The 24,777-nt window shown below is 64.8% G+C and carries 23 protein-coding genes and 1 tRNA gene; 17 read left to right on the top strand and 7 right to left on the bottom strand.

What is annotated here, in order from left to right:
• The first annotated feature begins 91 nt into the window (after positions 1-91).
• The 3 genes from D3877_RS04285 to D3877_RS04275 all read left to right on the top strand — a co-directional run bounded on the left by D3877_RS04285 (position 92) and on the right by D3877_RS04275 (position 5,476).
• The gene (locus D3877_RS04285) at positions 92-2,398 is read left to right on the top strand and encodes a sensor histidine kinase NtrY-like (protein WP_119829492.1); all 2,307 of its coding nucleotides are present in this window, start codon (positions 92-94) and stop codon (positions 2,396-2,398) included.
• Entirely contained in the window at positions 2,388-3,788 is a 1,401-nt protein-coding gene (gene ntrX, locus D3877_RS04280; protein WP_119829491.1) for a nitrogen assimilation response regulator NtrX, read from the top strand. The genes D3877_RS04285 and ntrX overlap by 11 nt, the downstream gene beginning before the upstream one ends.
• A 554-nt stretch (positions 3,789-4,342) precedes the next feature.
• A complete protein-coding gene (locus D3877_RS04275) occupies positions 4,343-5,476 on the top strand; it encodes an ISAs1 family transposase (RefSeq protein WP_119829490.1) in 1,134 nt (377 codons plus the stop codon).
• Positions 5,477-5,587: 111 nt separating this feature from the next.
• Here the strand turns inward: D3877_RS04275 and D3877_RS04270 are convergent.
• The 4 genes from D3877_RS04270 to erpA form a co-directional block, all read right to left on the bottom strand.
• A tRNA-Ser gene (locus D3877_RS04270) sits at positions 5,588-5,677 on the bottom strand.
• Positions 5,678-5,767: 90 nt separating this feature from the next.
• Positions 5,768-6,340 (bottom strand): hypothetical protein, encoded by a 573-nt coding sequence (locus D3877_RS04265; RefSeq protein WP_119829489.1) that lies wholly within the window; start codon positions 6,338-6,340, stop codon positions 5,768-5,770.
• Between the two features lie 112 nt (positions 6,341-6,452).
• A complete protein-coding gene (locus D3877_RS04260; RefSeq protein ID WP_119829488.1) occupies positions 6,453-7,226 on the bottom strand; it encodes an exodeoxyribonuclease III in 774 nt (257 codons plus the stop codon).
• Between the two features lie 15 nt (positions 7,227-7,241).
• Complete coding sequence (gene erpA, locus D3877_RS04255) at positions 7,242-7,631, bottom strand: iron-sulfur cluster insertion protein ErpA (RefSeq protein WP_119829487.1); 390 nt, start codon at positions 7,629-7,631, stop codon at positions 7,242-7,244.
• Positions 7,632-7,767: 136 nt separating this feature from the next.
• Here erpA and D3877_RS04250 point away from each other — a divergent pair, with 136 nt between their 5' ends.
• The gene (locus D3877_RS04250) at positions 7,768-8,967 is read left to right on the top strand and encodes a deoxyguanosinetriphosphate triphosphohydrolase (protein WP_119829486.1); all 1,200 of its coding nucleotides are present in this window, start codon (positions 7,768-7,770) and stop codon (positions 8,965-8,967) included.
• Positions 8,968-8,971: 4 nt separating this feature from the next.
• Positions 8,972-10,732, top strand: a complete 1,761-nt coding sequence (gene argS / locus D3877_RS04245; protein ID WP_119829485.1) for an arginine--tRNA ligase — start codon at positions 8,972-8,974, stop codon at positions 10,730-10,732.
• Positions 10,733-11,024: 292 nt separating this feature from the next.
• Here the strand turns inward: argS and D3877_RS30445 are convergent, their stop codons facing one another.
• Positions 11,025-11,588 carry a hypothetical protein gene (locus D3877_RS30445; RefSeq protein WP_238474728.1) on the bottom strand — a complete coding sequence of 188 codons (564 nt, stop codon included), beginning with the start codon at positions 11,586-11,588 and terminating at the stop codon, positions 11,025-11,027.
• Between the two features lie 126 nt (positions 11,589-11,714).
• On the opposite strand from D3877_RS30445, the gene D3877_RS30440 reads away from it, so the two are divergent.
• From D3877_RS30440 to D3877_RS04195, 10 genes are all read left to right on the top strand, one after another.
• Positions 11,715-11,933 (top strand): SPOR domain-containing protein, encoded by a 219-nt coding sequence (locus D3877_RS30440; RefSeq protein WP_238474727.1) that lies wholly within the window; start codon positions 11,715-11,717, stop codon positions 11,931-11,933.
• Positions 11,905-12,999: a beta-N-acetylhexosaminidase gene (gene nagZ / locus D3877_RS04235; protein ID WP_119829484.1), complete on the top strand. Its 1,095-nt coding sequence runs from the start codon at positions 11,905-11,907 to the stop codon at positions 12,997-12,999. The genes D3877_RS30440 and nagZ overlap by 29 nt, the downstream gene beginning before the upstream one ends.
• A gap of 44 nt (positions 13,000-13,043) precedes the next feature.
• Positions 13,044-13,721, top strand: coding sequence for a site-2 protease family protein (locus D3877_RS04230; protein ID WP_119829483.1), 678 nt, complete (start codon positions 13,044-13,046; stop codon positions 13,719-13,721).
• A gap of 9 nt (positions 13,722-13,730) precedes the next feature.
• Positions 13,731-14,513: a segregation and condensation protein A gene (locus D3877_RS04225; RefSeq protein WP_119829482.1), complete on the top strand. Its 783-nt coding sequence runs from the start codon at positions 13,731-13,733 to the stop codon at positions 14,511-14,513.
• A gap of 15 nt (positions 14,514-14,528) precedes the next feature.
• On the top strand, positions 14,529-15,146 hold the full coding sequence (scpB, locus tag D3877_RS04220) for an SMC-Scp complex subunit ScpB (protein WP_119829481.1): 618 nt from the start codon (positions 14,529-14,531) through the stop codon (positions 15,144-15,146).
• Positions 15,147-15,276: 130 nt separating this feature from the next.
• A complete protein-coding gene (locus D3877_RS04215; RefSeq protein WP_119829480.1) occupies positions 15,277-15,513 on the top strand; it encodes a twin-arginine translocase TatA/TatE family subunit in 237 nt (78 codons plus the stop codon).
• Positions 15,514-15,567: 54 nt separating this feature from the next.
• Positions 15,568-16,020, top strand: a complete 453-nt coding sequence (tatB, locus tag D3877_RS04210) for a Sec-independent protein translocase protein TatB (protein ID WP_119829479.1) — start codon at positions 15,568-15,570, stop codon at positions 16,018-16,020.
• A 7-nt stretch (positions 16,021-16,027) separates the two neighbouring features.
• Positions 16,028-16,825 carry a twin-arginine translocase subunit TatC gene (gene tatC, locus D3877_RS04205; protein WP_119829478.1) on the top strand — a complete coding sequence of 266 codons (798 nt, stop codon included), beginning with the start codon at positions 16,028-16,030 and terminating at the stop codon, positions 16,823-16,825.
• A gap of 193 nt (positions 16,826-17,018) precedes the next feature.
• Positions 17,019-19,700 carry an alanine--tRNA ligase gene (gene alaS, locus D3877_RS04200; protein ID WP_119829477.1) on the top strand — a complete coding sequence of 894 codons (2,682 nt, stop codon included), beginning with the start codon at positions 17,019-17,021 and terminating at the stop codon, positions 19,698-19,700.
• 89 nt (positions 19,701-19,789) lie between these two features.
• Positions 19,790-20,122, top strand: a complete 333-nt coding sequence (locus tag D3877_RS04195; RefSeq protein WP_119829476.1) for a DHCW motif cupin fold protein — start codon at positions 19,790-19,792, stop codon at positions 20,120-20,122.
• Positions 20,123-20,146: 24 nt separating this feature from the next.
• Here D3877_RS04195 and D3877_RS04190 read toward each other — a convergent pair whose 3' ends face one another.
• Complete coding sequence (locus D3877_RS04190; protein WP_119829475.1) at positions 20,147-21,628, bottom strand: methyl-accepting chemotaxis protein; 1,482 nt, start codon at positions 21,626-21,628, stop codon at positions 20,147-20,149.
• 155 nt (positions 21,629-21,783) lie between these two features.
• Here D3877_RS04190 and D3877_RS04185 point away from each other — a divergent pair, with 155 nt between their 5' ends.
• Together D3877_RS04185 and D3877_RS04180 are read left to right on the top strand one after the other, a co-directional pair.
• Positions 21,784-22,629, top strand: a complete 846-nt coding sequence (locus D3877_RS04185) for an AAA family ATPase (protein ID WP_119829474.1) — start codon at positions 21,784-21,786, stop codon at positions 22,627-22,629.
• A 397-nt stretch (positions 22,630-23,026) separates the two neighbouring features.
• The gene (locus D3877_RS04180; RefSeq protein ID WP_119829473.1) at positions 23,027-23,992 is read left to right on the top strand and encodes a threonine/serine dehydratase family protein; all 966 of its coding nucleotides are present in this window, start codon (positions 23,027-23,029) and stop codon (positions 23,990-23,992) included.
• Between the two features lie 31 nt (positions 23,993-24,023).
• Here the strand turns inward: D3877_RS04180 and D3877_RS04175 are convergent, their stop codons facing one another.
• The gene (locus D3877_RS04175) at positions 24,024-24,746 is read right to left on the bottom strand and encodes a protein tyrosine phosphatase family protein (RefSeq protein WP_238474725.1); all 723 of its coding nucleotides are present in this window, start codon (positions 24,744-24,746) and stop codon (positions 24,024-24,026) included.
• Positions 24,747-24,777 lie beyond the last annotated feature (31 nt).

Raw genomic sequence — 24,777 nt, 5'->3', positions numbered from 1 at the left:
GGCCAAAGCCTCTCGTGAAAAGTCGTGTTGTTGTCGCTTGGCAATGCGGCAACAGAGGTGTATCTTTCCGGCAACAGATTAGCGCCGGATCATGCCAACGACGTCTGAAAACCCATCCCCAGTGTGGCAACGCTTTCTCCGCTGGTCGGCGCGCATGGGGCTGACCAAGCGGCTGGCCTTCGCCTTGTCGCTGGCGGCTTTGGCGGCGGGCTTCGCCACCTACGCGGCGATGACGGAAAGCGCCCCCTTCGGCCAATCCAACCCGCGCACCGTCACCCTGCTGCTGACGCTGGATCTGGCCCTGCTGCTCACCTTGGGCGTGCTGATTTCGCGCCGGATCGTCGGCATCTGGATGGGGCGTCGGCGCGGCTTGGCCGGGTCGCGGCTGCACACGCGTTTGGTTCTGGTCTTCAGCCTGCTGGCGGTGGCTCCCGCCATCATCATGGCGGTGTTTTCCACCATCTTTTTCTACGTCGGGGTGCAAAGCTGGTTCAGCGACCGGGTGCGCACGGCGGTCAACGAGTCGCTGGTCGTCGCCAGCGCCTATCTGCACGAACACCAGCAAAACATCCGCGCCGACGCGCTGGCGATGGCGAACGACCTGTCGCAGGAAGCGCGCCTGTCGAGCGATCCGCAGCGGTTTGAGCAGATCGTCGCCACCCAATCCATGCTGCGCGCGCTGTCGGAGGCCATCGTCTTCAACGGCACCACCGGCGCCATCATCGCCCGCTCCGGCTACACCTTCACGTTGGAATTCGACCCGATCCCGGAGGAAAAGCTCCAGATCGCCCGGCGTGGCGAGGTGGTGTTGATCGTCAGCGAAAACGACGACCGCGTGCGGGCGCTCATCGGGTTGGACCGGGTGTCCGACAGTTTCCTCTATGTCGGTCGGATGGTCGAGCCGCGCGTGCTCTCCCACATGGCCGCCGCGCAAGGGGCGGTGAAGGAATACGCCGATCTGGAAAACCAGCGCGGCAGCCTGCAAATCACCTTCACTCTGATTTTCCTGGTGGTGGCGCTGCTGCTGCTGCTGGCGGCGGTGTGGGCCGGGTTGAACTTCGCCACGCGGCTGGCCCGCCCGATCAGCGCCCTGATTGGCGCGGCGGAGCGGGTGCGCGCCGGTGATTTGACCGTTCGGGTGACGGAACCGCCGGGCGAGGATGATTTCGTCCTGCTGTCCCGCGCCTTCAACCGCATGACCACCGAGATCGAGGGGCAGCGGCGCGAGCTGCTCTCCACCAACCGCTTGTTGGACGAGCGGCGGCGCTTCACCGAAACCGTGCTGGCGGGCGTGTCGGCGGGCGTGCTGGGGTTGGACGGGGCCGGACGGATCAATCTGCCGAACCTGTCGGCGGCGCGCCTGTTGGGTGTCGAGGATCCCGAAACGCTGATGGGCGTCGCTCTGGTCGATCTGTCGCCGGACATGGCCGATCTGCTGGAAAACGCGCCCAAACGACCGGGCCGCGTGGTGCAGGACCAGATCCAGTTGCGCCGCCCCGGTTCCGCCACCCTCACCCTGCTGGTCCGCATCGCGGCGGAAGGGCGTGGCGGCGAGGTGCGCGGCTATGTCGTGACCTTCGACGACATCACCGAACTGGTGTCGGCCCAACGCAAGGCGGCCTGGGCTGACGTGGCGCGGCGCATCGCGCACGAGATCAAGAATCCGCTGACGCCGATTCAACTGTCCGCCGAGCGTCTGCGCCGCAAATATCTGAAGGAAATCACCAGCGACACCGAGGTGTTCACCATGTGCACGGACACCATCGTCCGGCAGGTGGACGACATCCGGCGCATGGTGGATGAATTTTCCGCCTTCGCGCGGATGCCGCAGCCGGTGATGAAGCCCTGCAACATCAACGATCTGGTTCGGCAGGCGGTGTTCCTGCAATCCAGCGCGCACAGCGGCAGCATCCGCTTTGACACCCGTTTGCCGCCGGGGCCGCTGACGGTGGCCTGCGACAGCCGCCAGATTTCCCAGGCGCTGACCAACCTGTTGCAGAACGCCGCCGACGCCATCGAAGGCCGCGCGCTCTCCGCCGATGGCGCGCCCCTGCCGGGCGGCGAGGTGTCGATCACGGTGGCGAGCGACGACGAAAAGGTCACGCTGACCATCGAGGACAACGGCAGGGGTCTGCCGACCGACGAGCAGCGCGACCGGCTGACCGAACCCTATGTGACGACGCGGGCCAAAGGCACCGGCCTTGGGCTGGCCATCGTCAAGAAGATCATGGAAGACCATGGCGGCGCGTTGACGCTGAGCGACCGCGAGAGCGGCCCCGGCGCACGCGTGGCTTTGGTGATTCCGCACCCTGTTGCGACCGTGGCGAACGCCGCCGGGCGCGACGACAGGCCGGCGGAGACCGGCGGAGAGATGAGGCACGCGGCCCATGGCGCATGACATTCTGATCGTCGATGACGAGGCCGACATTCGGATGCTGATCGCCGGCATCCTGAACGACGAAGGCATCAAGACGCGCGAGGCCGCCGACGCCGATCAAGCCTTTGCCCAGGTGTCGGCGCGACGGCCCAGTCTGGTGGTGCTCGACATCTGGCTCCAGGGCAGCCGACTGGACGGTTTGCAAATTCTTGAGCAGTTGATGCGCGACCACGCGAATTTGCCCGTCATCATGATTTCCGGTCATGGCAACATCGAAACCGCCGTCCAGGCGATCAAGATCGGCGCCTACGACTTCATCGAAAAGCCCTTCAAGGCCGACCGCTTGCTGCTGATGGTCGAACGCGCGGTCGAAGCGTCGCGGCTGAAGCGGGAAAACCAAGAGCTGAAGCTGCGGGCTGGAGGCGACGTCGAGCTGATCGGCCGCTCCTCCGCCGTCAACCAGATGCGCCAGAGCATCGAAAAAGTGGCGCCGACGGGCAGCCGCGTGCTGATCACCGGCCCCGCCGGGTCGGGCAAGGAGGTGGTCGCTCGGCTGATCCACGCCCGCTCGCGTCGCAACGACGGCCCCTTCGTCGGGCTGAATTGCGCGACCATGCGCCCGGAACGGCTGGAGATGGAGCTGTTCGGCACCGAAGCCGGGGTGGACGGCCATGGCCGCAAGATCGGCACCTTCGAGCAGGCCCATGGCGGCACGCTGCTGTTGGACGAGGTGGCCGACATGCCGCTGGAAACCCAGGGCAAGATCGTGCGCGCCCTGCAAGAGCAGGTGTTCGAGCGAGTCGGCGGCGGCCAGCGGGTCGAGGTGGACGTCCGGGTGATCGCCACCTCCAACCGCGATCTTCAGGCGGAGATCGACCAGGGGCGATTTCGCCAGGATCTGTTCTACCGTCTGTCGGTGGTTCCGATCCGCGTGCCGTCGCTGACCGAACGGCGCGAAGACATCCCGCATCTGGCCCGCCACTTCATGCAGCGCTCCGCCGAAGGCTCCGGCCTGCCGGTGCGCGAGTTCGGCGAGGACGCGATGGCGGCGCTTCAGGCCTATGACTGGCCGGGCAACGTCCGCCAACTGCGCAACGTCGTCGATTGGCTGCTGATTATGGCGCAGGGCGACGTGAAGGAGCCGATTCGCGCCGACACCCTGCCGCCGGAAATCGGCGCCATCACCCCGACCGTGCTGAAATGGGACAAGGGCGGCGAAATCATGGGCCTGCCCCTGCGTGAAGCCCGCGAGGTGTTCGAGCGGGAGTATTTGCTGGCCCAGGTCACGCGCTTTGGCGGCAACATCTCGCGCACCGCGTCCTTCGTCGGCATGGAACGCTCGGCCCTGCACCGCAAGCTGAAGTCGCTGGGCGTCCATGGCAGCGAAAAGGGCAAACTGTTCATCGAGTGAGGGGCAGGCAATGCAAAACGGAGTTGATGCGGGGTGATCCGTCTGGACGTATGGTCCCTTTTGCTGATTCAGGCGGCACGGACGGAGTTCTGACGGTCCTGATCGATCATGCGCTTGAGGGTTGCGGTGCCCAAAAGCGATTTGCTCGCTGCTCGATCAGTGTCTTGGCATAGCGGACTCCGTCAAGGATGGGCTTGTCGCGGGCCATTCCGGTTTCCGCTTTGGTCTGTTTCCCATGGATTTTGGTCTGTTTCCCATGGATAGAGTGTGTGTTTCAGCGGCGTCCGGATTGAAACGGCGCTGACCGCGAACACAGGCGGCCATCAATAAAATCATAAGCACGCTGGTCAATTGGCACGACACGAGCGTTCAGGTGCTGGTTGACACGGTCCGCATCGTTCGTGAGTCTACGGGAACATACGGAAGGCGAGGGGCGCTGGAAATCGCCCTTCATCCCTCACACAGGGCAATCGCTTCAGGTTAACGGCGGTCCTCCTTTCCAAGAGGTGTGGTTCTGTGATTCCTGAAAGGCTCCTTGGCTTTGGGAGCCGACCATGGCGTCGCGTTCGATGTTGGATCACTTTTCGGCGTTGAAGGATCCCCGCCAGTCGTGGCGGGTGGTGTATCCCCTGCCGGAAATCCTGCTGCTGGTTTTGTGCGCGACCTTGAGCGGCATGGAAGATTTTGTGGAGATCCGGCTGTGGGGCGACCTGCGGCTTGAGTTTCTGCGGCGGTTTCTGCCCTACGAACGCGGTCTTCCCGCCCACGACACGTTGAACGATGTGATCAACGCCTTGTCTCCCGATCTGTTCAAGGACTGCTTCACCAACTGGGTGGCGCAGCTGTGCGAGGAGGCGCCCGACGTCATCGCCATCGATGGCAAGACCTCGCGGCGCAGTCATGACCGGGCCAAAGGGCGGGCGCCGTTGCATCTGGTTTCGGCCTGGGCCGCGCGCCAGCGCTTGGTCCTGGGCCAGGAGGCGACCGAAGCCAAGTCCAACGAGATCACCGCCATCCCGCTCTTGCTGGAACGCCTGGAACTCGCGGGCGCCTTGGTTACCATCGACGCCATGGGCGCCCAAACCGCCATCGCCGAAACCATCCGCGCCAAGGGTGCGGACTATCTTTTGGCGCTCAAGGGCAATCGGCCGACCACTCACGCCGATGTCGAGCGTTTCTTCGCCGATCCGCCAGCCGAGATGATCGCGGATACGCTGGAGACCATCGACAACGACCATGGCCGCCTGGAACTCCGCCGCCACACCGTCTGCCATGACGTCGGCTGGCTCTTCTCCGACCGGCGCTACCCCGACGAACCCCGATTTCCCGGTCTCGCCATGATCGGCATGATCGAAACCATCGTGGAACGCGACGGTCGGACCCAGCGAGACCGCCGCTACTACCTGTGCTCCACCACCTTGGATGCCCAGACCTTCGCCCGCGCCGTCCGCGCCCATTGGGGCATCGAAAACGGTCTCCATTGGGTGCTCGATGTCGTCTTTCACGACGATCTCGCTCGCCTCAGATCAGGAAACGGTCCCCAAAACATGGCCATCGTTCGGCATATGGCCATCAACCTCATCCGAAAGACGACCTACAAGCACAGCCTCAAGGTCCGACGAAAACGCGCAAACCTCGACCCGGATTATCTCGAAACACTAATCCGACTAGCCGGACCGTTAACCTGAAGCGATTCCCCTGATCCCTCACAGTTCAACGCCTGTTTGTGGGCTGAATTGTGAGTAAAAATCAGCATCCGGCTGATTAATTTGTATTTTTAACAATTTGATACTTTGATTTGGCGGATGGGGTGGGATTCGAACCCACGGTAGGCTCACACCTACGGCGGTTTTCAAGACCGCTGCCTTAAACCACTCGGCCACCCATCCAGCGCGCGTTGAACTGCGTGGAAGACCGGATTAACGAAAGTGACGACGGCGGTCAAGCGTTGCGCGCGTCGTCGTCGCGTTTCGGCATTCTCAGTTGCGGATTGGGCGGCCCAAAGTGCGCAACCGTTTGACCGCGCGCGGCGCCGAAGGGCTGTCGGAGAAGTCGGGCAGGCTGGGCGCGCGGGTGATGGTTTTGCGGATCATCACGGCGGTCGCCTCCAGATCCTCCAGAACGTCAGGGGACACGCGGCCTTCGTAACGGGGATGGGACAGGCGTTGCCGGGTCTGGTCGATGGCCTTCAATTCCGGCTCGAACAATTCGCGGGCGCCGATGGGGAGAACCTGATCGTCGCGCATGGTGGCGAAATAGCTGCGCGTCGCTTTCGCCAACATGCCCATCAGCAGCAGATCCATGCGCTCGAACTCGTTGCGCAGGTCGGACAGTTTGCCGTCGTCCACGCCCTGCAAACGATCCTCAGTCAGGGCGAACAGCGCGCGGATCTCCTCCACCTTCTTGCGGAAGTCGAGGAAGGAGGCGAAACGGTCGTCGCCGATGTCGCGCTGCGCCTTTTCGGCCAGACGCGCGGCGTCGATGGCTTGGCGTTCGATGGCCGACAGAAGTTCACGAACCTCTTCGCGGCTGTAGCTGCGCCCCCACACCATCCCGCCCTGATCCTCCGTGGGTCTGTCGGGCGGCGGATGGCCTATCCCGAATTGGCTACACTAACCGTGAAACTTTTAACAAAATACTTCTCAACTGTCAGGCAAAACACGATCAGACGTCCCGCAGCTCCAGAATGACCGGGGTGTGGTCGGACGCCTTCTCGCCGCCGCGCGGTCCTCGATCAATGACGCATTCGGCCAGCCGGTCGGCGGCCTGCGGCGACAGCAGGAAATGGTCGATGCGCAAGCCCTTGTCGCGCGGCCAACAGCCCGCCTGATAATCCCAAAAGCTGTAGGCGCGGTCGTCGTCGTGCAGCGCCCGGTAAGCTTCGGTCAAACCCAGATTGAGCAAGGCGCGGAACTTCGCCCGCGTCTCCGGCTGGGCCAGGGCGTCGCCCGCGAAATCAGCGGGGGAATAGACGTCGCGGTCCTGCGGGATGACGTTGTAGTCGCCGCCCAACACAAAGGGAATCTCACGGGCCAGCAGATCGCGGGCGTGGGCGTAAAGCCGATCCATCCAACGCAGCTTGTAGGCGAATTTTTCGCCCGGAATCGGGTTGCCGTTGGGCAGGTAAAGCGAGGCGATGCGGATGCCCGCCACCGTCGCCTCGATGTAGCGGGCTTGCTCATCCTCCGGTTCGCCGGGCAGGCGGGTCAGGATGTCCTCGGCGGGCGTCTTGGACAGCAGGGCGACGCCGTTGTAGGCCTTCTGGCCGACCACGGCGACGTGATAGCCAAGCTCCTCAAAGGCCGCGCCGGGAAAGACGGCGGTCTCGCATTTGATTTCCTGGAAGAGAACGACGTCGGGCGACGTCAGACGCAGCCAATCGGTGATGAGCGGCAGGCGGGCCTTGGCGGAATTGACGTTCCAGGTGGCGATTTTCACGAAACGGATCCGTTTTCAGGCGGCGAAGGAATTGCCGCAGCCGCAAGAGGCGGTGGCGTTCGGGTTCTTGATCTGGAAGGCGGCGCCCATCAGATCCTCGACGTAATCCAACGTCGCCCCGGCCAGCAGGTCGAGCGAGGAATCGTCGGTGACGACCTTGGTTCCGTCCCGCTCGAACACGAAATCATCCTCGTTGACGGAATCGTCAAATCCGAAGCCGTATTGGAAGCCGGAGCAGCCGCCGCCCGACACGGTCAGGCGCAGCATCAGCGCCGGGTTGCCTTCCTGCGCGATCAGAAAGGCGACGCGCTTGGCGGCGCTTTCGCTGACGGTCAGAACGCGGTCGGTCGCGGCGGTGGCTCCCTCGGTCGAAGCGCGGTCGGCGGGAATCGCGGTGTCGGGCATGGCGGTCGCCTCTGGTGCGGTGCGGGAAGCTGTTGAGACGAATGTAGGGTGGAAAGGCCGCCGCGTCAAAGTTCCGCCATGTCATAGCACGCCTTCGCCGTTGCGCGGGCGGTTCCCCATGGGTAGTGTCCGCCCCATGAAGGCGGATTTCACCCAGGAACGGCTGGCTCCCTACGCTTGCGACCCGGCGGACACGCGCGGGCGTCTGGTGGCGGAGCCGGAAAGCCCGACGCGCTCGTGCTTCCAGCGCGACCGCGACCGCATTGTGCATTCCGGCGGCTTCCGCAAGCTGAAATACAAGACGCAGGTCTTCGTCTATCACGAGGGCGATTATTACCGCACCCGGCTGACCCACAGCCTGGAGGTCGCGCAAATCGCCCGCTCCATCAGCCGCACGCTGGGTCTGAACGAGGATTTGGCCGAGGCGGTGGCGCTGGCCCATGATCTTGGCCACACGCCCTTCGGCCACGCGGGCGAGGAGGCGCTGAACGCCTGCATGGCCCCCTATGGCGGCTTCGCCCACAACGATCAGACCTTGCGCATCCTGACCCGGTTGGAGCGCCGCTACGCCGAGTTTGACGGGCTGAATCTGACCTGGGAAACGCTGGAGGGGGTGGTCAAGCACAACGGGCCGCTGCTGCCGACCAAAACGGGCGCGGCCCTGCCGACGACCATCGCCGCCTTCCGCGACGTCTGGGATCTGGAGCTTCACACCAATCCGGGGGCGGAGGCGCAGGTCGCCGCCCTGGCCGACGACATCGCTTACAACAACCATGACATCGACGACGGCCTGCGCGCCGGTCTGTTCATGGTGGAGGAGGTGGCGGAATTGCCGCTGGTTGGGCCGGTGATCCGTCAGGTTCTGGAAAAATACCCCGATCTGGAACGCTCGCGTCTGATCCACGAGACGGTGCGGCGGATGATAAACGTGATGGTCAGCGACCTGCTGGCGGAAACCCGCCGCCGTCTGGCCGAACACAAGCCGGGCAGCGCCGTGGAGTTGCGCGGGCTGCCCCTGCCGATGGTCAGCTTTTCTCCGGCAATGTGGGAGGCGCACGGCCCCGTCCGCGCCTTCCTGCGCCAGCGCATGTACCGCCATTTCCGGGTGAACCGGGAGATGAGCAAGTGCAAGCGCGTGGTGCGCGCCCTGTTCGAGCTGTTCATGGCCGAACCCAACACCTTGCCGACCGAATGGCAGCGCGACATCACCACGCAGGGCGGCGACGCTGACGCGGTGGTGCGGGCGCGCCACGTCGCCGATTACATCGCGGGCATGACCGACCGCTTTGCGCTGGCCGAGTACGGCCGTCTTTTCGACATGGATGCCAAGACCTAAGACGATGAATATTTTCAAGGCTTTCGAGACCGATATTCGCAAACTGCTGGAAGAACTGGCCGCCGAGGGTTCGATCCCGGCGGGGTTGGACAGCAGCCGTCTGACGGTCGAGCCGCCGCGCGAAGCGGCCCATGGCGACCTGTCGACCAACGCGGCGATGATCCTGGCGAAACCCGCCAAGATGGCCCCGCGCGCGCTCGCCGAATTGCTGGTGGCCAAGCTGAAGACGCGGCCCGATGTGGCCTCGGTCGAAATCGCCGGGCCGGGCTTCGTCAATCTGCGCCTGACGGCGGAGGTCTGGCGCGACCGCGTCCGCGACGTGCTGACCGCTGGCGTCGCCTATGGCGACAGCGCGATGGGCAAGGGCGAGCCGGTGAACGTCGAGTATGTTTCGGCGAACCCCACCGGCCCGTTGCACGCGGCGCATGGACGCGGCGCGGTGTTCGGCGACGCCCTGGCGGCGTTGCTGGAAAAGGCCGGTTACGCGGTCAGCCGCGAATATTACATCAACGACGCGGGCGCTCAGGTTGATGTGCTGGGGCGCTCCACCTATCTGCGCTATTGCGAGGCGTTGGGCGACGACATTGGCGAGATTCCCGCCGGTCTTTACCCCGGCGAATATCTCAAAGAGGTGGGCGAGGCTCTGGCCAAGCGCGACGGCGCGGCCTGGAAGAGCAAGGACGAGTCCGAATGGCTCCCCGCCTGCCGCGATTTCGCCATCGCCATGATCCTGGAATGGATCAAGGAGGATCTGGGCGTTCTCGGCGTCACCATGGACGTGTACAGCAGCGAACGCGCGCTGGTTAACGCCGGGGCGGTGGACACGGCGTTAACCACGCTGGAAGAGCGCGGCCTGATCTACACCGGCGTGCTGGAGCCGCCGAAGGGCAAGAAGCCCGATGATTGGGAGCCGCGCCCGCAGACCCTGTTCAAGTCCACTGACTTTGGCGACGACGTGGATCGCCCGCTGAAAAAGTCGGACGGCTCCTTCACCTACTTCTCGAACGACATCGCCTATCACTTTGATAAATATCGCCGAGGCTTCGCCAACCTGATCGACGTCTGGGGCGCCGACCATGGCGGTTACGTCAAGCGCATGCAGTCGGCCACCACCGCCGTGACCGAGGGCAAGGCGTCGCTGGACGTCAAGCTGTGCCAGTTGGTCCACCTGATGCAGAACGGCCAGCCGGTGAAGATGTCCAAGCGGGCGGGCACCTTCGTGACGCTGCGCGACGTGATCGAGCAGGTCGGCAAGGACGTCGTCCGCTTCATCATGCTGACCCGCCGCAACGACCAGACGCTGGATTTCGACTTCGCCAAGGTGACGGAGCAGTCGAAGGACAACCCGGTGTTTTACGTGCAGTACGCGCACGCCCGCTGCCGCTCGGTCCTGCGCCACGCGGCGACGGCGCTGCCGCACGTCGATCAAACTCCGGCGGCGCTCGCCGCCGCCGCCAACCTCAACCGGCTCGACGCCGAGGAGGAAATGGCGCTCGCCAAGCGGATGGCGACCTGGCCGCGTCTGGTGGAATCGGCGGCGGACGCGCATGAGCCGCACCGCGTCGCCTTCTACCTTTACGATCTGGCCAGCGACTTCCACGCCCTGTGGAACCGGGGCCGCGACGACACGTCGTTGCGCTTCCTGATCGAGGGGGATGAGGAGGTGACGGTCGCTCGTCTGGCTCTCATCTCGGCGGTCTCCACCGTGATCGCCTCGGGCCTGAAGGTGATGGGCGTGGAACCGGCGGAGGAACTGCGTTCATGAATCAGACGGGTAACGGAGTGGGCGACGGATCCTACGCCTCGTCCCCCTATGGCGCGCCGCCGCCATCATCGGGGGGCGGGGGCGGATCGGGGCAGGGCAAGCGCGGCCTTTTGGGGCTGGGCTTTGCCGTGGTCGGGATCGTCGCTTTCGCCGGCACCATTCTGGTCAGCTATCGTGGCGGCGATCGGATGTCGGGGGATGGTCCGCCGCTCCTGACCGCCGATCCGTCGCCCACCAAGTCGCGGCCCGAGCAGCCGGGCGGCATGGACGTGCCGCACCAGGACAAGCTGGTCTATGAGCGGTTGCACGAGCGCGGCGGCAACCACCCGAACGTCGAACGGCTGCTGCCGCCGCCCGAGGTGGCCTTGCCCCGTCCGGTGGTGACGCCGCAAATGCCGTCGCTGCCGCCGATGCTCGCCGCGCCGGTGATCGGCCAGTTGCCGCCCCCGCCACCCGGAGCGACCGCGACGGTGCCACGGGATTCTCTGGAGCCGACGGTCGCCGCTGTCCCGCAAGCGCCCGCGCCAACGTCGGCGACGAAGCCAAGCGCGACGCCGCCGACGGCCAAGCCAACGGTCGCGCCGCAAAATCCGACCAAACCACCCGCCGCTCCGGCGTCGCAAACCGCAGCGGTCAAGCCCGCGCCGACCGCGACCGTGACCGTCGCCCCACTGGCCAAACCGACCGCAACGGCGGCGCTTCCGGCTCCTACGCCCGCGCCGGTGACGGTCAAGCCCGCACCTACGCCGATTGCGCCGCCGCCGCCAGTCGCCGCCCCGCGCGCGTCGATCACCGCCGCGCCGGTCGCGCCGCCGCCGAGCGCTGCGACCCAGACTCCAGCGCAGAACGCGGCCAAACCGGCGGCCTCGCCCCCTGCGCCCCAGCAAGTCTCCGCCGCTCCCGCTCCGCCCCCGCGCAACCCGCCAAACCCGCGCCCGCCATCACCGGCGGTTCGGGGAACTGGCGAATCCAGCTCGCCTCCGTGCGCAGCGAGACCGAAGCGGCGGCGGAGTGGAAACGCATCGCCAGCCGTCATCCGGACGCGCTGGGCGGCCTGTCCCTCCAGGTCGCCAAGGTTGATCTGGCGGGAAAGGGCATATTCTACCGCGTCCAAGGCAATGGCGCCGACGAGACGCGGGCCAAATCCATTTGCGCCCAGTTGCGCGCCCAAAATGTGGGGTGTGTGGTTGTCCGTCCTTAAGCCCGTCACGCCCTCCTCGGCGACGACGTCTCCCGTCAAGACCAACCGCCCGCGCGCCGTCGTGTTCGGCTGCGCGGGCACGGCCCTTGATCCCGCCGAGGCTGCCTTTTTCGCCAGCGCCGATCCGCTTGGCTTCATCCTGTTCCGCCGGAATTGCGACACGCCCGCGCAGGTGGCGGCCCTGGTTCGTGACTTGCGCGCCAGCGTCGGACGCCCCGACGCGCCGGTGTTGATCGACCAAGAGGGTGGCCGCGTCGCGCGCATGCGCCCGCCGCACTGGCCCGCTCACCCGCCGATGGGGGTGATTGGCGCCTTGGCTCTGCGCGACCGCGCCGCCGGGCGCGAGGCGGCTTGGATCAACGGACGCCTGCTCGCCCACATGCTGACCGAGGTCGGCGTGACGGTGGATTGCGCGCCCGTGTGCGACGTGCCGGTTGATGGCGCGCATGACATCATCGGCGACCGCGCCTTTGGCCGCGATCCCGAACTGGTGGCGGATCTGGCGCGGGCGACCGCCGACGGCCTGATGGCGGGCGGCGTTCTGCCGGTCATCAAGCACATTCCCGGCCATGGCCGCGCCTTCGCCGACAGCCACGCCGAATTGCCGGTGGTGGACGCGCCGCGCGCCGCGTTGGAAGCCACCGATTTCGCGCCGTTCCGCGCTTTGGCCGATTTGCCGCTGGCGATGGTGGCCCACGTCGTGTTGAAGGCCATCGACCCGACATCCCCGGCCAGCACCTCGGCCATCGTCATGCGCGATGTGGTGCGCGGTCCGGCCATTGGCTTCGACGGTTTGCTGTTCGCCGATGATCTGTCCATGAACGCCTTGGCGGGCGACGTGCGGACGCGCGCCAAAGCCGTGATGGCGGCGGGCAACGACATCGTGCTTCACTGCAACGGTGTCCTGGACGAGATGCAAGCGGTCGCCGAGGTGGTTCCGCCGATGAGCTACGCGGCGGCCCAACGCTGGGCGCGGGCGCAAGCGATGCGCGGCGCGCCCAAACCCGCCGACGTGACGGCGTTGACAGAGCGCCTTGCCGAATTGCTCCAACCAATCAACGCCTAACATAATTTTTCTTAGAAACACGTTTAAAGACAGGAGAGCGGGCGATGGAGGAGTGGATCTTCCGCGTGACGGCGGTGGCCCTTCCGGCCATCCTGGCGATCACGCTGCACGAGGCAGCGCATGGCTTTGTCGCGTGGCGGCTGGGTGACGACACCGCCTATCAGCTTGGGCGCGTCACCTTCAACCCGCTGCGCCACATCGACCCGTTCGGCACGGTGCTGCTGCCCGCGTTGATGTATTTCACAACAGGATTCGTCTTTGGTTGGGCCAAGCCGGTGCCGGTGAATTTCGGGCGGCTCAACCATCCGCGCCGTGACATGGTGTGGGTGGCCTTGGCCGGACCGGGCACCAACTTCGTGCTGGCGCTGTTGTCCGCCATCCTGTGGGGGCTGGTCAACCCGCAGCATGGAATGGTTGAGCAATGGTTGCGGGCGGCGGCGGAGGTGTCGATCCTCGTCAACGTGATCCTGATGGTCTTCAATCTCATCCCTTTGCCGCCGCTGGACGGCGGGCGTGTCGCCGTCGGGATTCTGCCCGATGTTCTGGCCTTTCCATTGGCGCGGCTGGAGCGATTCGGCATGCCGATCCTGCTGGCCGCCTTTTTCCTGCTGCCGATGCTGGGGCGGCAGATCGGCGTCGATTTGAACATCATGACGTGGCTGATGGGGCCGCCGGTTGACGCGGTGATCGACCTGATTCAGATCCTGACCGGAAACGGCTAGGGCAGGGCCATGACGGAGGATTTGTTCGGAAGCCGGTCGGAGCCGGTCGCGGCGCCCGACCAATTGATGTTGGTGCTCAACGGGTTCGAGGGGCCGCTCGACCTGCTGCTGATTCTGGGACGTGAGCAAAAAGTCGATCTGACCCGCATCTCCATCCTGCAACTGGCCGACCAGTATCTCGCCTTCGTCGCCGAGGCGCGCAAGGTTCGGCTGGAACTGGCCGCCGACTATCTGGTGATGGCGGCGTGGCTGGCCTATCTGAAATCGCGCCTGCTGATTCCAGCACAGGAGGATGACGAACCATCCGGCGAGGACATGGCCGCCGCGCTCGCCTTCCAACTCCAGCGGTTGGAAGCGATGAAGGGCGCGGCGCAAGCCCTGTTCGCCCGCCCGCGTCTGGGCCAGGACGTCTTTTCCCGTGGCGCGCCGGAGGACATCGACATCCGGCGCAAGTCGGTCTACGAGGTCACGCTTTACGATTTGCTGCGCGCCTATGGCGATCACCGCAAGCGCCAGGATGGCGGGGTTTTGCGCATCACGCCGGTTCGTCTCTATTCGCTGGAGGACGCCGTCCGCCGCCTGTCCGATCTTCTCGGTCACATGCCCGATTGGGCGACGTTGGCCAGCTTCCTTCCCGGTGAGGCGGGGGGGCCGCTGCTGACCCGCTCCTCAATGGCGGCGCATTTCGCGGCGACGCTGGAATTGGCGAAAGCCGGACAGCTTGAGTTGCGCCAGGATGGCGCCTTCGCCCCTCTTTACCTCCGCCGCGCCACACGCGATGGCGACGACTGACGACACAGGCATGGGATGATTAAAGAAGTCACCAACGCGGAAGAGGCCCGCATGGGCAAGCTGCGGCTGCTCGAAGCGCTGCTGTTCGCCTCCGCCGATCCGCTGGATGAAGAAACATTGGCGACGCGGATCGGCCCGGAGGTCGGCGCGCTGCTGGACTCCCTGCGCGCGCATTACGCGCCTCGCGGGATCAATTTGGTGCGCACCGGGGCCGGATGGGCCTTTCGCACCGCCGCCGATCTGGCCCCGATCCTGCGGCAGGAGGAGGAGGTTTCCAAAAAACTCTCCCGCGCCGCCATCGAAACGCTGGCGATCATCGCCTATCACCAGCCGGTGACGCGCGCCGAGATCGAGGCGATCCGGGGCGTGGTGACGAGCAAGGGGACGCTGGACATCCTGATGGAGCATGGCTGGATCCGTCCGGGCCGCCGCCGGGAGACGCCGGGCCGTCCGTTGACCTGGATCACCACGGACCATTTCCTCGATCATTTCGGCCTGGAAAGCCTGCGCGATCTGCCGAGCGTCGAGGATCTGCGCGCCGCCGGTCTGCTCGATTCCCGCCCTGTGCTGTTGGGATTGGGCGGAACAGGCGAAGACGCGCTGGTTTCCCCGGCGGATTCGGACGAGGATTGAGCGCGCTCAACGGTTCGATGAACGCTTTGTGAACAAAGGTTAAGCCGGGCGGGGCGGGCGTTGCGACCCCACCCCCTTTCTGCCATAGTGCCGTCCCGTCTCAGGGGCTTTCATTTGGGATGCACGCGTCATGGGCTTTTCCAGCATCTGGCATTGGGTCATCGTTCTTCTCATCGTGCTGCTGCTGTTTGGCGCGGGAAAACTGCCCAAGGTGATGGGCGATCTGGCCAAGGGCGTGAAGTCCTTCAAGGCCGGTCTGAAGGACGAGGATGAGGCCGATCCTGCGGCGACCGCCAAGGTCATTCCGAACCAGTCGGCCAACAGCGCCGATCTCGCGGCCAAAAAGGACGAAGCGGCGCGCGGCTAAGGGCGGTGCCCTCGGCGTCTCCCGACCCTTCCGTTTCGCAATTTCCGGAATGCCATGTTTGATATTGCCTGGTCGGAACTGATGCTGATCGCGGTCGTGGCCCTGGTGGTCATCGGCCCGAAGGATCTGCCAAAGGCGATCTACGCCCTTGGAAAATGGGTGCGGAAGGCGCGCGTTGTGGCGCGCGAGTTCCAGACCCACATCGACGACATGATGCGTGAGACCGAGTTGGACGAGCTTCGCAACGAAGCCCTGAAAACCCGCGACATGAACATCAAGAAGATGATGGAAGACACCATCGACCCGCAAGGCGAGGTTTCCAAGGCGTTCGACGTCGGCTTGACCGGCCATGTCGGCAGCCCGGTGGAGAGCGAACCGGAACCGGCGGTCGCCGCCCCGTCGGTCGTGGCGGCCTCGCCGACGACGGACGAGCAACCGCAACCGGCCCCGGTCGTCGCCACGGCGGTCGCGCCGGTCATCTCCCACTCGACGGACAAGCAGGCGTGACACAGCCATGAGCGGCGACACCCAGGACGAGATTGAAGAAAGCAAGATGCCGCTGATCGATCATTTGATCGAGCTGCGCAACCGGCTGATGTACGCGATTGCCGCGATTTTGATCGCGTTTTTGCTGTGCTACGCGGTGTCGGACAAGATTTACAATTTCCTGGTCCAGCCCTTGGCCGACATCCTGGCCGGGCAGGGGCGCCGGATGATCTACACCGGCCTGACCGAAGCCTTCTTCACCTATGTGAAGGTGGCCTTTTGGGCCGGCTGCTTCATCTCCTTCCCCATCGTCGCCAGCCAGATTTGGATGTTCATCGCGCCGGGCCTCTACAAGCACGAGCGTCGGGCCTTCCTACCCTTCCTCGCCGCCACGCCGGTTCTGTTCCTGCTGGGCGCGTCGATGGTCTATTACCTTATCTTCCCGATGGCGTGGCGCTTCTTCCTCGGGTTTGAGTTCCATCCAGGCGGAGACGCTCCGGCTTTGCCCATTGAGTTCGAGGCGCGCGTCGGCGAGTATCTGCATCTGGTCATGTCGCTGATTTTCGCCTTCGGCATCGCCTTCCAATTGCCGGTTTTGCTGACGCTGCTGATCCGCGCCGGGTTGGTGACGACGGAGATGCTGGCGTCCAAGCGCCGTTACGCCATCGTCTTCGCCTTCGTCATCGCCGCCGTTCTGACGCCGCCGGACATCATCAGCCAGGTCAGTTTGGCCATTCCCCTGCTGGCGCTCTATGAAATTTCGATTCTCATCGGGCGCCGTATGGAAAAGAATCGCGCCGCCGCTGAAAACGACGACGACGCGTAACGAGCGCCGAGTTTAGCGGCGTATTCCCGCACGAAAACGACAAGGCACGGCGCAACGCCGTGCCTTGTCGTTTTTACACGGGTGTTTCAGGGACAAGAATCGGTCGTTGTGTGGACAGGTGGTCAAACTCGCGCTAAAAGCAGGGTCCGGCTGAAAACTGGCCGCCTCGCCTATTCGGAGCCACGACCGTCCTATGCAGACCGCCAACGACATCCGCCGCACGTTCCTGGATTATTTCGCCAAACAGGGCCACCAGATCGTTGAATCGTCGCCGCTTGTGCCGCGCAACGACCCGACGCTGATGTTCACCAACGCGGGCATGGTCCAGTTCAAGAACGTCTTCACCGGGGCGGAGCAGCGGCCGTACAAGCGGGCGACGACCTCGCAGAAATGCGTGCGCGCGGGCGGCAAGCACAACGACCTGGACAATGTCGGCTACACGGCGCGCCACCACACCTTCTTCGAGATGTTGGGGAACTTCTCCTTCGGCGATTATTTCAAGGACGACGCCATCGCGTTCGCCTGGAACCTCATCACCAAGGAATATGGCCTGCCCGCCGACAAGCTGCTGGTGACGGTCCACAGCAGCGACGAGGACGCGGCGGGGATCTGGCGCAAGGTCGCCGGGCTGTCGGACGACCGCATCATCCGCATTCCGACCGACGACAATTTCTGGCGCATGGGCGACACCGGCCCCTGCGGCCCGTGTTCGGAAATCTTCTTCGATCACGGCCCGTCGATCGCTGGCGGCCCGCCGGGCAGCCCGGAACAGGACGGCGACCGCTTCATCGAGATCTGGAATCTCGTGTTCATGCAGTATGAACAGCTTGGCCCTGACAATCTGGTGGCGCTGCCCAAGCCGTCCATCGACACCGGCATGGGGCTGGAGCGTCTGGCCGCCGTGCTGCAAGGCCAGCACGACAATTACGACATCGACCTGATGCGCGCGTTGATCGTCGCGTCCGCCGACGCGACCAAGACCTCGCCGGACGGCGCGCACGCCGTGTCGCACCGGGTCATCGCCGACCATCTGCGCTCCTCCTCCTTCCTGATCGCCGACGGCGTGTTGCCGTCGAACGAGGGCCGGGGCTATGTGCTGCGCCGCATCATGCGCCGCGCCATGCGCCACGCCCACATGATCGGCGCGGTCGAGCCGCTGATGCACCGTTTGGTCTCGGCGCTGGTCCAGCAGATGGGCGACGCCTACCCCGAATTGATCCGCGCCCGCGCGCTCATCGTCGAAACGCTGAAGCTGGAGGAAACCCGCTTCAAGCAGACTCTCGACCGTGGCCTGCGCCTGTTGGAAGACGAGGTTGGCCGTCTGGGCGAAAGCCAGCCGCTGGCGGGCGAGGTCGCCTTCAAGCTCTACGACACCTACGGCTTCCCGCTGGATTTGACGCAGGACGTTCTGCGCAGCCAGGGCCGCGCGGTGGACGAGGCCGGGTTCAAGGCATCGATGGATGAGCAGCGCCGCAAGGCGCGCGAATCCTGGGCCGGGTCGGGCGAGGTCGGCACCGAAAAGCTGTGGTACGAGGTCAAGGACGAACTCGGCGCGACGGAATTCTTCGGCTACGACACCGAAGTCGCCGAAGGCAAGGTGACGGCGCTCATCAAGGGCGACGCCCGCGTCGAGAGCGCGGCGGCGGGCGAGGAGATCCTCGTCGTCGTCAACCAGACGCCGTTCTACGGCGAATCGGGCGGTCAGGCGGGCGACACCGGCGTGATCTTCAGCGCCAACGGCGCCGAATTCACCGTGTCGGACACCCAGAAGAAGCTGGGCGCGGTGTGGGCGCATGTCGGCGCCGTGACCAAGGGAAGCTTGAAGGTCGGCGATGTGGTGGAGTTGCGGGTGGACAGCGCCCGCCGGTCGGCGATCCGCGCCAACCATTCGGCCACCCATCTGCTGCACGAGGCGCTGCGCAACCGTTTGGGCGACCACGTCACGCAAAAAGGCTCGCTGGTCGCGCCGGAGCGTCTTCGCTTCGACGTCAGCCAGCCGGTCGGCCTGACCGCCGAGGACATCGCGGCGGTCGAGGATGAGGTCAACCGCCGCATTCTGGGCAACAGCGACGTCATCACCCGTCTGATGTCCCCGGACGAGGCGCGTGCGGACGGCGCCATGGCGCTGTTCGGCGAGAAATACGGCGACGAGGTCCGCGTGGTGTCGATGGGCGGCGCCCATGGTTCCGCCGACCGCGCTTACTCCATTGAGCTGTGCGGCGGCACTCATGTGCGGCGCACCGGCGACATCGGCGTCTTCAAGATCGTGTCGGAGAGCGCGGTCGCCGCTGGCGTCCGCCGCATCGAGGCGCTGACCGGGGCCGGGGCCAAGGCGTGGCTGACCGAACGCGACCATTGGCTGACGGAAGCGGCCTCCACCTTGAGGGTGAAGCCCGACGAGGTCCCGTCCCGCGTCGCCGTGCTGGTCGATGAACGCCGCAAGATGGAACGTGAATTGACCGACCTGCGCCGTCAGGTCGCGCTCAGCGGTTCAGCGGGCGGCGGCGCGAAGAATGATGGGGCTGGCGAGGCCAAGGACGTGGCGGGGGTGAAATTCGCCGCCCGCGTCCTTGATGGTCTGCCCGCCAAGGATCTGAAGCCAATGGCCGACGCGCTGAAGGCGCAGATCGGTTCCGGCGTCGTCGTGCTGATCGCCGGGAACGAGGGCAAGGCCTCCATCGTCATCGGCGTCACCGACGATCTGACCAGCGGTTTGAGCGCGGTCGATCTGGTCCGCGTCGCCGCTGAAGCGCTGGGCGGCAAGGGCGGCGGCGGTCGCCCGGACATGGCGCAGGCTGGCGGCCCGGACGTGGCGCTCGCTCCGGCGGCCATCGCCGCGATTGAACAGGCGATCACGGCCAAGCGCGCGTCCTGATCCTCACCTTGTTTTGAGAAGGCCCGCCCAACCGGCGGGCCTTTTTCTTGCCCGGCCCGATTGTATCCCCCTTTCAAGGACGCCGACCGATGAAGCTGCCGACTCTGCCCTTCACCGTCACCGACTGGAGCCGCGTCGCCGTCACCGAGCATCCCGGCGAAACCGGAATGGCGCTGTGGCGGACCTTCAGCGCGGGCGTCCTGCGGGTGCGGCTGGTCGAATACACGCCGGGCTATCTGGCCGATCACTGGTGCGACCGGGGCCATGTGCTGTTCGTGATGAGCGGCGAACTGGTGACGGAATTGAAGGATGGCCGCCGCTTCACCCTGAAAGCCGGGATGAGCTATCAGGTGTCGGATTTTGGCGACGCCGCGCACCGCTCCTCCACCGAAACGGGCGCGACGCTGTTCATCGTCGATTGACGGTGAACAGCGGCGGCGGATGTTTCAGGTCGATTTGATGAAGTTCTGAAGCTCCGCCTTCAAGGTGTCCGACAGGTTGGACACGGTGCTGGCGATGTCATGCACCGACCTTGCCGCCCGGTCGGTGTTCTGCGTGGCGTCGCTGACGCCGACTATGCTGCGCGAAACCTCTTGCGTCGCCGCCTCTTGGAACTCCATCGACGCGGTGACGCTTTGGGCAATGTCCTGAACGTTGCGAATCGCCGCCCCGATGCGGTCAAAGGCGGTGATGGTGCCGTTTGCCGCCTGTTGGATTTCCTTCACCCGCGTGGCGATGTCGTCGGTCGCCTTCGCGGTTTGGCTGGCCAAACTCTTCACCTCGCTGGCGACCACGGCGAATCCCTTTCCGGCTTCTCCCGCGCGGGCGGCTTCAATGGTGGCGTTCAGCGCCAAAAGATTGGTTTGCCCCGCTATCGACGCGATGATTTGGACAATCTGACCAATTGCCTGTGCGCTTTGTGACAGAGTTAAAACCAACTGATCGGACTCCTCGGCCTCCTTCACCGCGTTGATCGCCATGGCGGAGACGTTGGCCATCTGCTGGGTGATCTCGCTGACCGACGCTCTGATCTCCTCGATGGCGGACGACGCGCTGGTGGCCTGCTCGCTGGCGACGCCCCCGGCGCTCACCAACTCTTCGGCGGCGGCGGTCATCCGTTCGGCGGCGCCCGCCATGGTGCCGACGATTTCGGTGACATTCTCGGCCATGCGATGGCTCGCCGTCACCACCGACCAGGACAGCATCGCGGCCTGATACCGCCCTTGATCGTCATGAATCGCCGAGACCCGCAGCTTCAAAACCTCCGGCCCCAACCGGATGATGGCGTTGCAGGGAAGCTGACTGGGGTCAGAGATCACACGCCGTTGGTGGTGTGGGTTTTTGTGAAAAATATCAATGGATTGCCCAACCATTTTGTCGAGCGTGATCGGAAGATGCTGTTCCAGCGGTTTCAACGTCTTCCGACTGGTTTCGTTGATGTAGGTGATGCGGAAATCATCGTTCGGGTCGCAGACCATGACGGCGGTCGGCATCTCGTCCAGCATGCGCAGCAGGCGGGCGTTGCGTTCGTTGGCCTGCACCGCGTCGGTGACGACGTTCCAGATCAGCATCGCCGCCGTGTAGCGTCCCTTCTCGTACACCGCCGTGACGTGCAGATCGAGAACCTCGTCGCCCAGATGGATGCGGGTGTTGATTGGCAGATTGGCCGGGTCGGCCAGCAGACGCCGTTGATGTTCTGGATTGCGATGAAACACGTCGATGCTGGACCCGATCACATCATCGGCGGACAGCTTCAACAGATGACCGATGGAGCGCAGCATCTCCATGGATTTTGGGTTGGCGTGGATGATGTCGAAGCTCTTGATGTCGCACAGCATGATCGCGGTCGGCACTTGATCGATCAGGGCATAGGACCCTGCGCCAAACGAATCGGGGGATTGGGACATCCGGGCGAAGGCTGCAAACATGTCGATTGTCTCCTTATCGCCACAGAACGTGGTTTGACAGCACCTAAAGCAAACAGCGTACCAACCAATTTTGCCGCCCTGCGCCACGCGCGCGCACTTGCCAGAGGAACGCGAAACCTCAACTATGGGCGCGGATTTTGATCAAGAGGGCATCGATGCGCTTCACCGGAACCGACAGCTACGTCGCCACCGAGGATCTGATGGTGGCCGTCAACGCGGCGATCACGCTGGAACGTCCGCTGTTGGTGAAGGGCGAACCCGGCACCGGCAAGACCGTGCTGGCGGTGGAGATCGCCCGCGCGTTGAACAAGCCGCTGCTGTCCTGGCACGTCAAATCCACCACCAAGGCGCAGCAGGGGCTGTACGAATATGACGCGGTCAGCCGTCTGCGCGACAGCCAGCTTGGCGAGGCCAAGGTTCACGACATCGGCAACTACATCGTGCGCGGCAAGCTGTGGGAGGCGTTCGACGCGCCGACCCCGCCGGTGCTGCTGATCGACGAAATCGACAAGGCCGACATCGAGTTTCCCAACGATCTTCTGCTCGAACTCGACCGCATGGAGTTCCACGTCTACGAGACCCGCCAGACCATCAAGGCGGCCAAGCGGCCCATCGTCATCATCACGTCGAACAATGAAAAGGAGTTGCCGGACGCCTTCCTGCGCCGCTGCTTCTTCCACTACATCCGCTTTCCTGACCGGGCGACGATGGAACAGATCGTCGAGGTCCATTATCCCGGCCTGAAAGCGGCCTTGCTGCGCGAGGCGCTGAACCTGTTCTATGATCTGCGCGACGTGCCGGGGCTGAAGAAAAAGCCCTCGACGTCGGAACTGCTCGATTGGATCAAGCTGCTGATGATCGAGGACATCGACCCGGAAACCTTGCGGGTGAAGGACGCGCGCAAGCTGATTCCGCCGCTGTGCGGGGCCTTGCTGAAGAATGAACAGGACGTTCACACCCTGGAACGCTTGGCCTTTCTGGCCAAGCGCGAGGGCCGTTGATCTTTTTCGATCATCGCGCCGACAGAAAATTGGTTGCGGCGGCGGATGATGGGTTGACGGACCGCCGCCGCAACGGGTAAGCAAAGATCATGAAGTACGCCCACACCATGCGAATGCGAATTACCGGCCCGACGCTCTAACAGCGTCGGTGAGTTGCCGTCTTCGTGTTTGATGATTGTGTGGAGTGTGTGGCGTGACGCTGCACGATGCGGTCGCTGGAACCCTCAATCCAGTTTCTTCTCTGTCTGTTGTTCGTCGTCCGATCACGGTTCCGCGCTGCGGGACTGCGCTTGGCGAGCGAATGCGTGGCTTGGCGCGAATTACTCCCCCGGTTCGCTGAGGCGATCCGGGTTACGCCCGACACCCCCACGTCATTCCGCTCCCAAGGATTTTTCCGATGCACACCGCGCATCTCGATGCCGCGCGCACGCTGTCCGTCTGCGCCTCCTCCGAAGACCGTCTTCCCGCTTGGTTGCCGCTGAGCGCCGTCACCAACGCGGCGGAGCGTTTGCATGGCCACATCGTCCGCACGCCGCTTCTGCACGCCCCGGCGCTGGGGCGGGATTTGTGGCTGAAGGCGGAAACCTTCCAAGCGACCGGGGCCTTCAAAGAGCGCGGGGCGCTGAATCGTCTGCTGCGGTTGACGGCGTTGGAACGGGCGGGCGGCGTTGTCGCCATGTCGGCGGGCAACCACGCGCAGGGGGTGGCGCTGCACGCCCGGCGGTTGGGGGTGAAGGCCACCATCGTCATGCCGGTGACGGCCCCGCGCTGCAAGGTGGACCGCACGGCGGATCTGGGGGCCGAGGTGGTCTTGCACGGCGCAACGGTGGGGGAAGCCAAGGGCAAGGCGCTGGAACTGGCGGCGGAACGGCGCCTGACCTTCGTTCATCCCTACGACGACCCCGACGTCATCGCCGGACAGGGCACCGTTGGGCTTGAGGTGTTGGCGGACCGGCCAGACGTGGAAACGCTGGTGGTTCCGGTCGGCGGCGGCGGGCTGCTGGCCGGGATCGCGGCGGCGGTGAAGGCGATCAAGCCGTCGGTGCGGGTGATCGGCGTGCGGTTGGGCGAGCGCGGCGGCCTGACCCTGGCTGACGGCATCAACGTCCACGCCCTTGGCAAGCTGCCGCAAGAGGTGGTGGCGACGCTGGTTGACGACGTGGTCGAGGTGACGGAAGGCGAGATCGCCGCCGCGATGCGCGCCCTGCATGGCTCCTTCGGCATGGTGGCGGAGGGGGCTGGCGCGGCGGCGGTGGCGGCGCTGCTGACCGGACGGCTGGGACGCACGGGGCGGACGGTCGCCGTGCTGTCGGGCCGCAACGTCGATGGCGACACGCTGGCGCGGACGCTGGCGGCGGCGTGATGGAAGCGGGACGGGGAGAGGCGAGGGCGGGTTACTCCCGCCCCAGCACCCGATCCACCACGGCGTCGGCCCATTCGCGGGACCGGAAGCTGGCCTTGGCCTCCACCGGGTCATAGACGCGCTCGACCCACTCCCAAAAGGGGGTGGGGCGCTTGTCGTTGTAGGCGCCGTAGAGGTCAAAGAAATAATCGAGGATGCCGGTCTTGGCCTGCTTGAAATGGCCGTATTTCCACGACAATTGCTTGGTGGCGTCGGGCAGCGCCTGTTGTTCGTGGATGAACATGAAGAGCGCCGCCATGAAACCGGCGCGATCCGCCCCTGACTTGCAATGCATCAAAGCCGGATATTGCATGGTGGCGAACAGGTCGCGCGCCTTCAGCAGCGTTTCCTTTTTCGGCATGTCGCGGGAGTTGACGGGGAAATCGACCAGTTCGACCCCATGCGCCCGGCAGGCTTCCGCCTCCAAAATGTAAGACGCGCAGTCGCGCCCGCCGCGCAGGTTCAAGATGGTTCGCACGCCGTTGCGCGCCGCCGCCGCGATGTGCGAGGGCGAGGGCTGGCTCGCCCGGAACATGTTGGGGGAGATGCGGTGCGTGTTGGAATAGATCAGCCGGAAACAGGCGTGGTCGATGAACACACTTTCAAAATGGCCAAGCGCCCGCTGCCAGGGAGTCGCCATGCGGCCACGCCCCTGCTTGATGCCATCCGCAAGCGCCGTGGTGATGCGGCGCAGGAACCATTTCTTGTTGGCCAACGGGAACCCTTCCAACTTCATACGCGCGCCA

Origin of the sequence: Azospirillum cavernae (genome assembly GCF_003590795.1) — a bacterium.
Taxonomy (GTDB): Bacteria; Pseudomonadota; Alphaproteobacteria; order Azospirillales; family Azospirillaceae; genus Azospirillum; species Azospirillum cavernae.
Note: the sequence above shows the minus strand (reverse complement) of the source record. Positions and strands in the feature narration are given on the sequence as shown.

Coding starts and splice junctions, on each gene's coding strand:
- D3877_RS04285 (WP_119829492.1), top strand. CDS start 92: ATGCCAACGACGTCTGAAAACCCATCCCCAGTGTGGCAACGCTTTCTC.
- ntrX (WP_119829491.1), top strand. CDS start 2,388: ATGGCGCATGACATTCTGATCGTCGATGACGAGGCCGACATTCGGATG.
- D3877_RS04275 (WP_119829490.1), top strand. CDS start 4,343: ATGGCGTCGCGTTCGATGTTGGATCACTTTTCGGCGTTGAAGGATCCC.
- D3877_RS04265 (WP_119829489.1), bottom strand. CDS start 6,340: ATGGTGTGGGGGCGCAGCTACAGCCGCGAAGAGGTTCGTGAACTTCTG.
- erpA (WP_119829487.1), bottom strand. CDS start 7,631: ATGCCCGACACCGCGATTCCCGCCGACCGCGCTTCGACCGAGGGAGCC.
- D3877_RS04250 (WP_119829486.1), top strand. CDS start 7,768: ATGAAGGCGGATTTCACCCAGGAACGGCTGGCTCCCTACGCTTGCGAC.
- argS (WP_119829485.1), top strand. CDS start 8,972: ATGAATATTTTCAAGGCTTTCGAGACCGATATTCGCAAACTGCTGGAA.
- nagZ (WP_119829484.1), top strand. CDS start 11,905: ATGTGGGGTGTGTGGTTGTCCGTCCTTAAGCCCGTCACGCCCTCCTCG.
- D3877_RS04230 (WP_119829483.1), top strand. CDS start 13,044: ATGGAGGAGTGGATCTTCCGCGTGACGGCGGTGGCCCTTCCGGCCATC.
- D3877_RS04225 (WP_119829482.1), top strand. CDS start 13,731: ATGACGGAGGATTTGTTCGGAAGCCGGTCGGAGCCGGTCGCGGCGCCC.
- scpB (WP_119829481.1), top strand. CDS start 14,529: ATGATTAAAGAAGTCACCAACGCGGAAGAGGCCCGCATGGGCAAGCTG.
- D3877_RS04215 (WP_119829480.1), top strand. CDS start 15,277: ATGGGCTTTTCCAGCATCTGGCATTGGGTCATCGTTCTTCTCATCGTG.
- tatB (WP_119829479.1), top strand. CDS start 15,568: ATGTTTGATATTGCCTGGTCGGAACTGATGCTGATCGCGGTCGTGGCC.
- tatC (WP_119829478.1), top strand. CDS start 16,028: ATGAGCGGCGACACCCAGGACGAGATTGAAGAAAGCAAGATGCCGCTG.
- alaS (WP_119829477.1), top strand. CDS start 17,019: ATGCAGACCGCCAACGACATCCGCCGCACGTTCCTGGATTATTTCGCC.
- D3877_RS04195 (WP_119829476.1), top strand. CDS start 19,790: ATGAAGCTGCCGACTCTGCCCTTCACCGTCACCGACTGGAGCCGCGTC.
- D3877_RS04190 (WP_119829475.1), bottom strand. CDS start 21,628: ATGTTTGCAGCCTTCGCCCGGATGTCCCAATCCCCCGATTCGTTTGGC.
- D3877_RS04185 (WP_119829474.1), top strand. CDS start 21,784: ATGCGCTTCACCGGAACCGACAGCTACGTCGCCACCGAGGATCTGATG.
- D3877_RS04180 (WP_119829473.1), top strand. CDS start 23,027: ATGCACACCGCGCATCTCGATGCCGCGCGCACGCTGTCCGTCTGCGCC.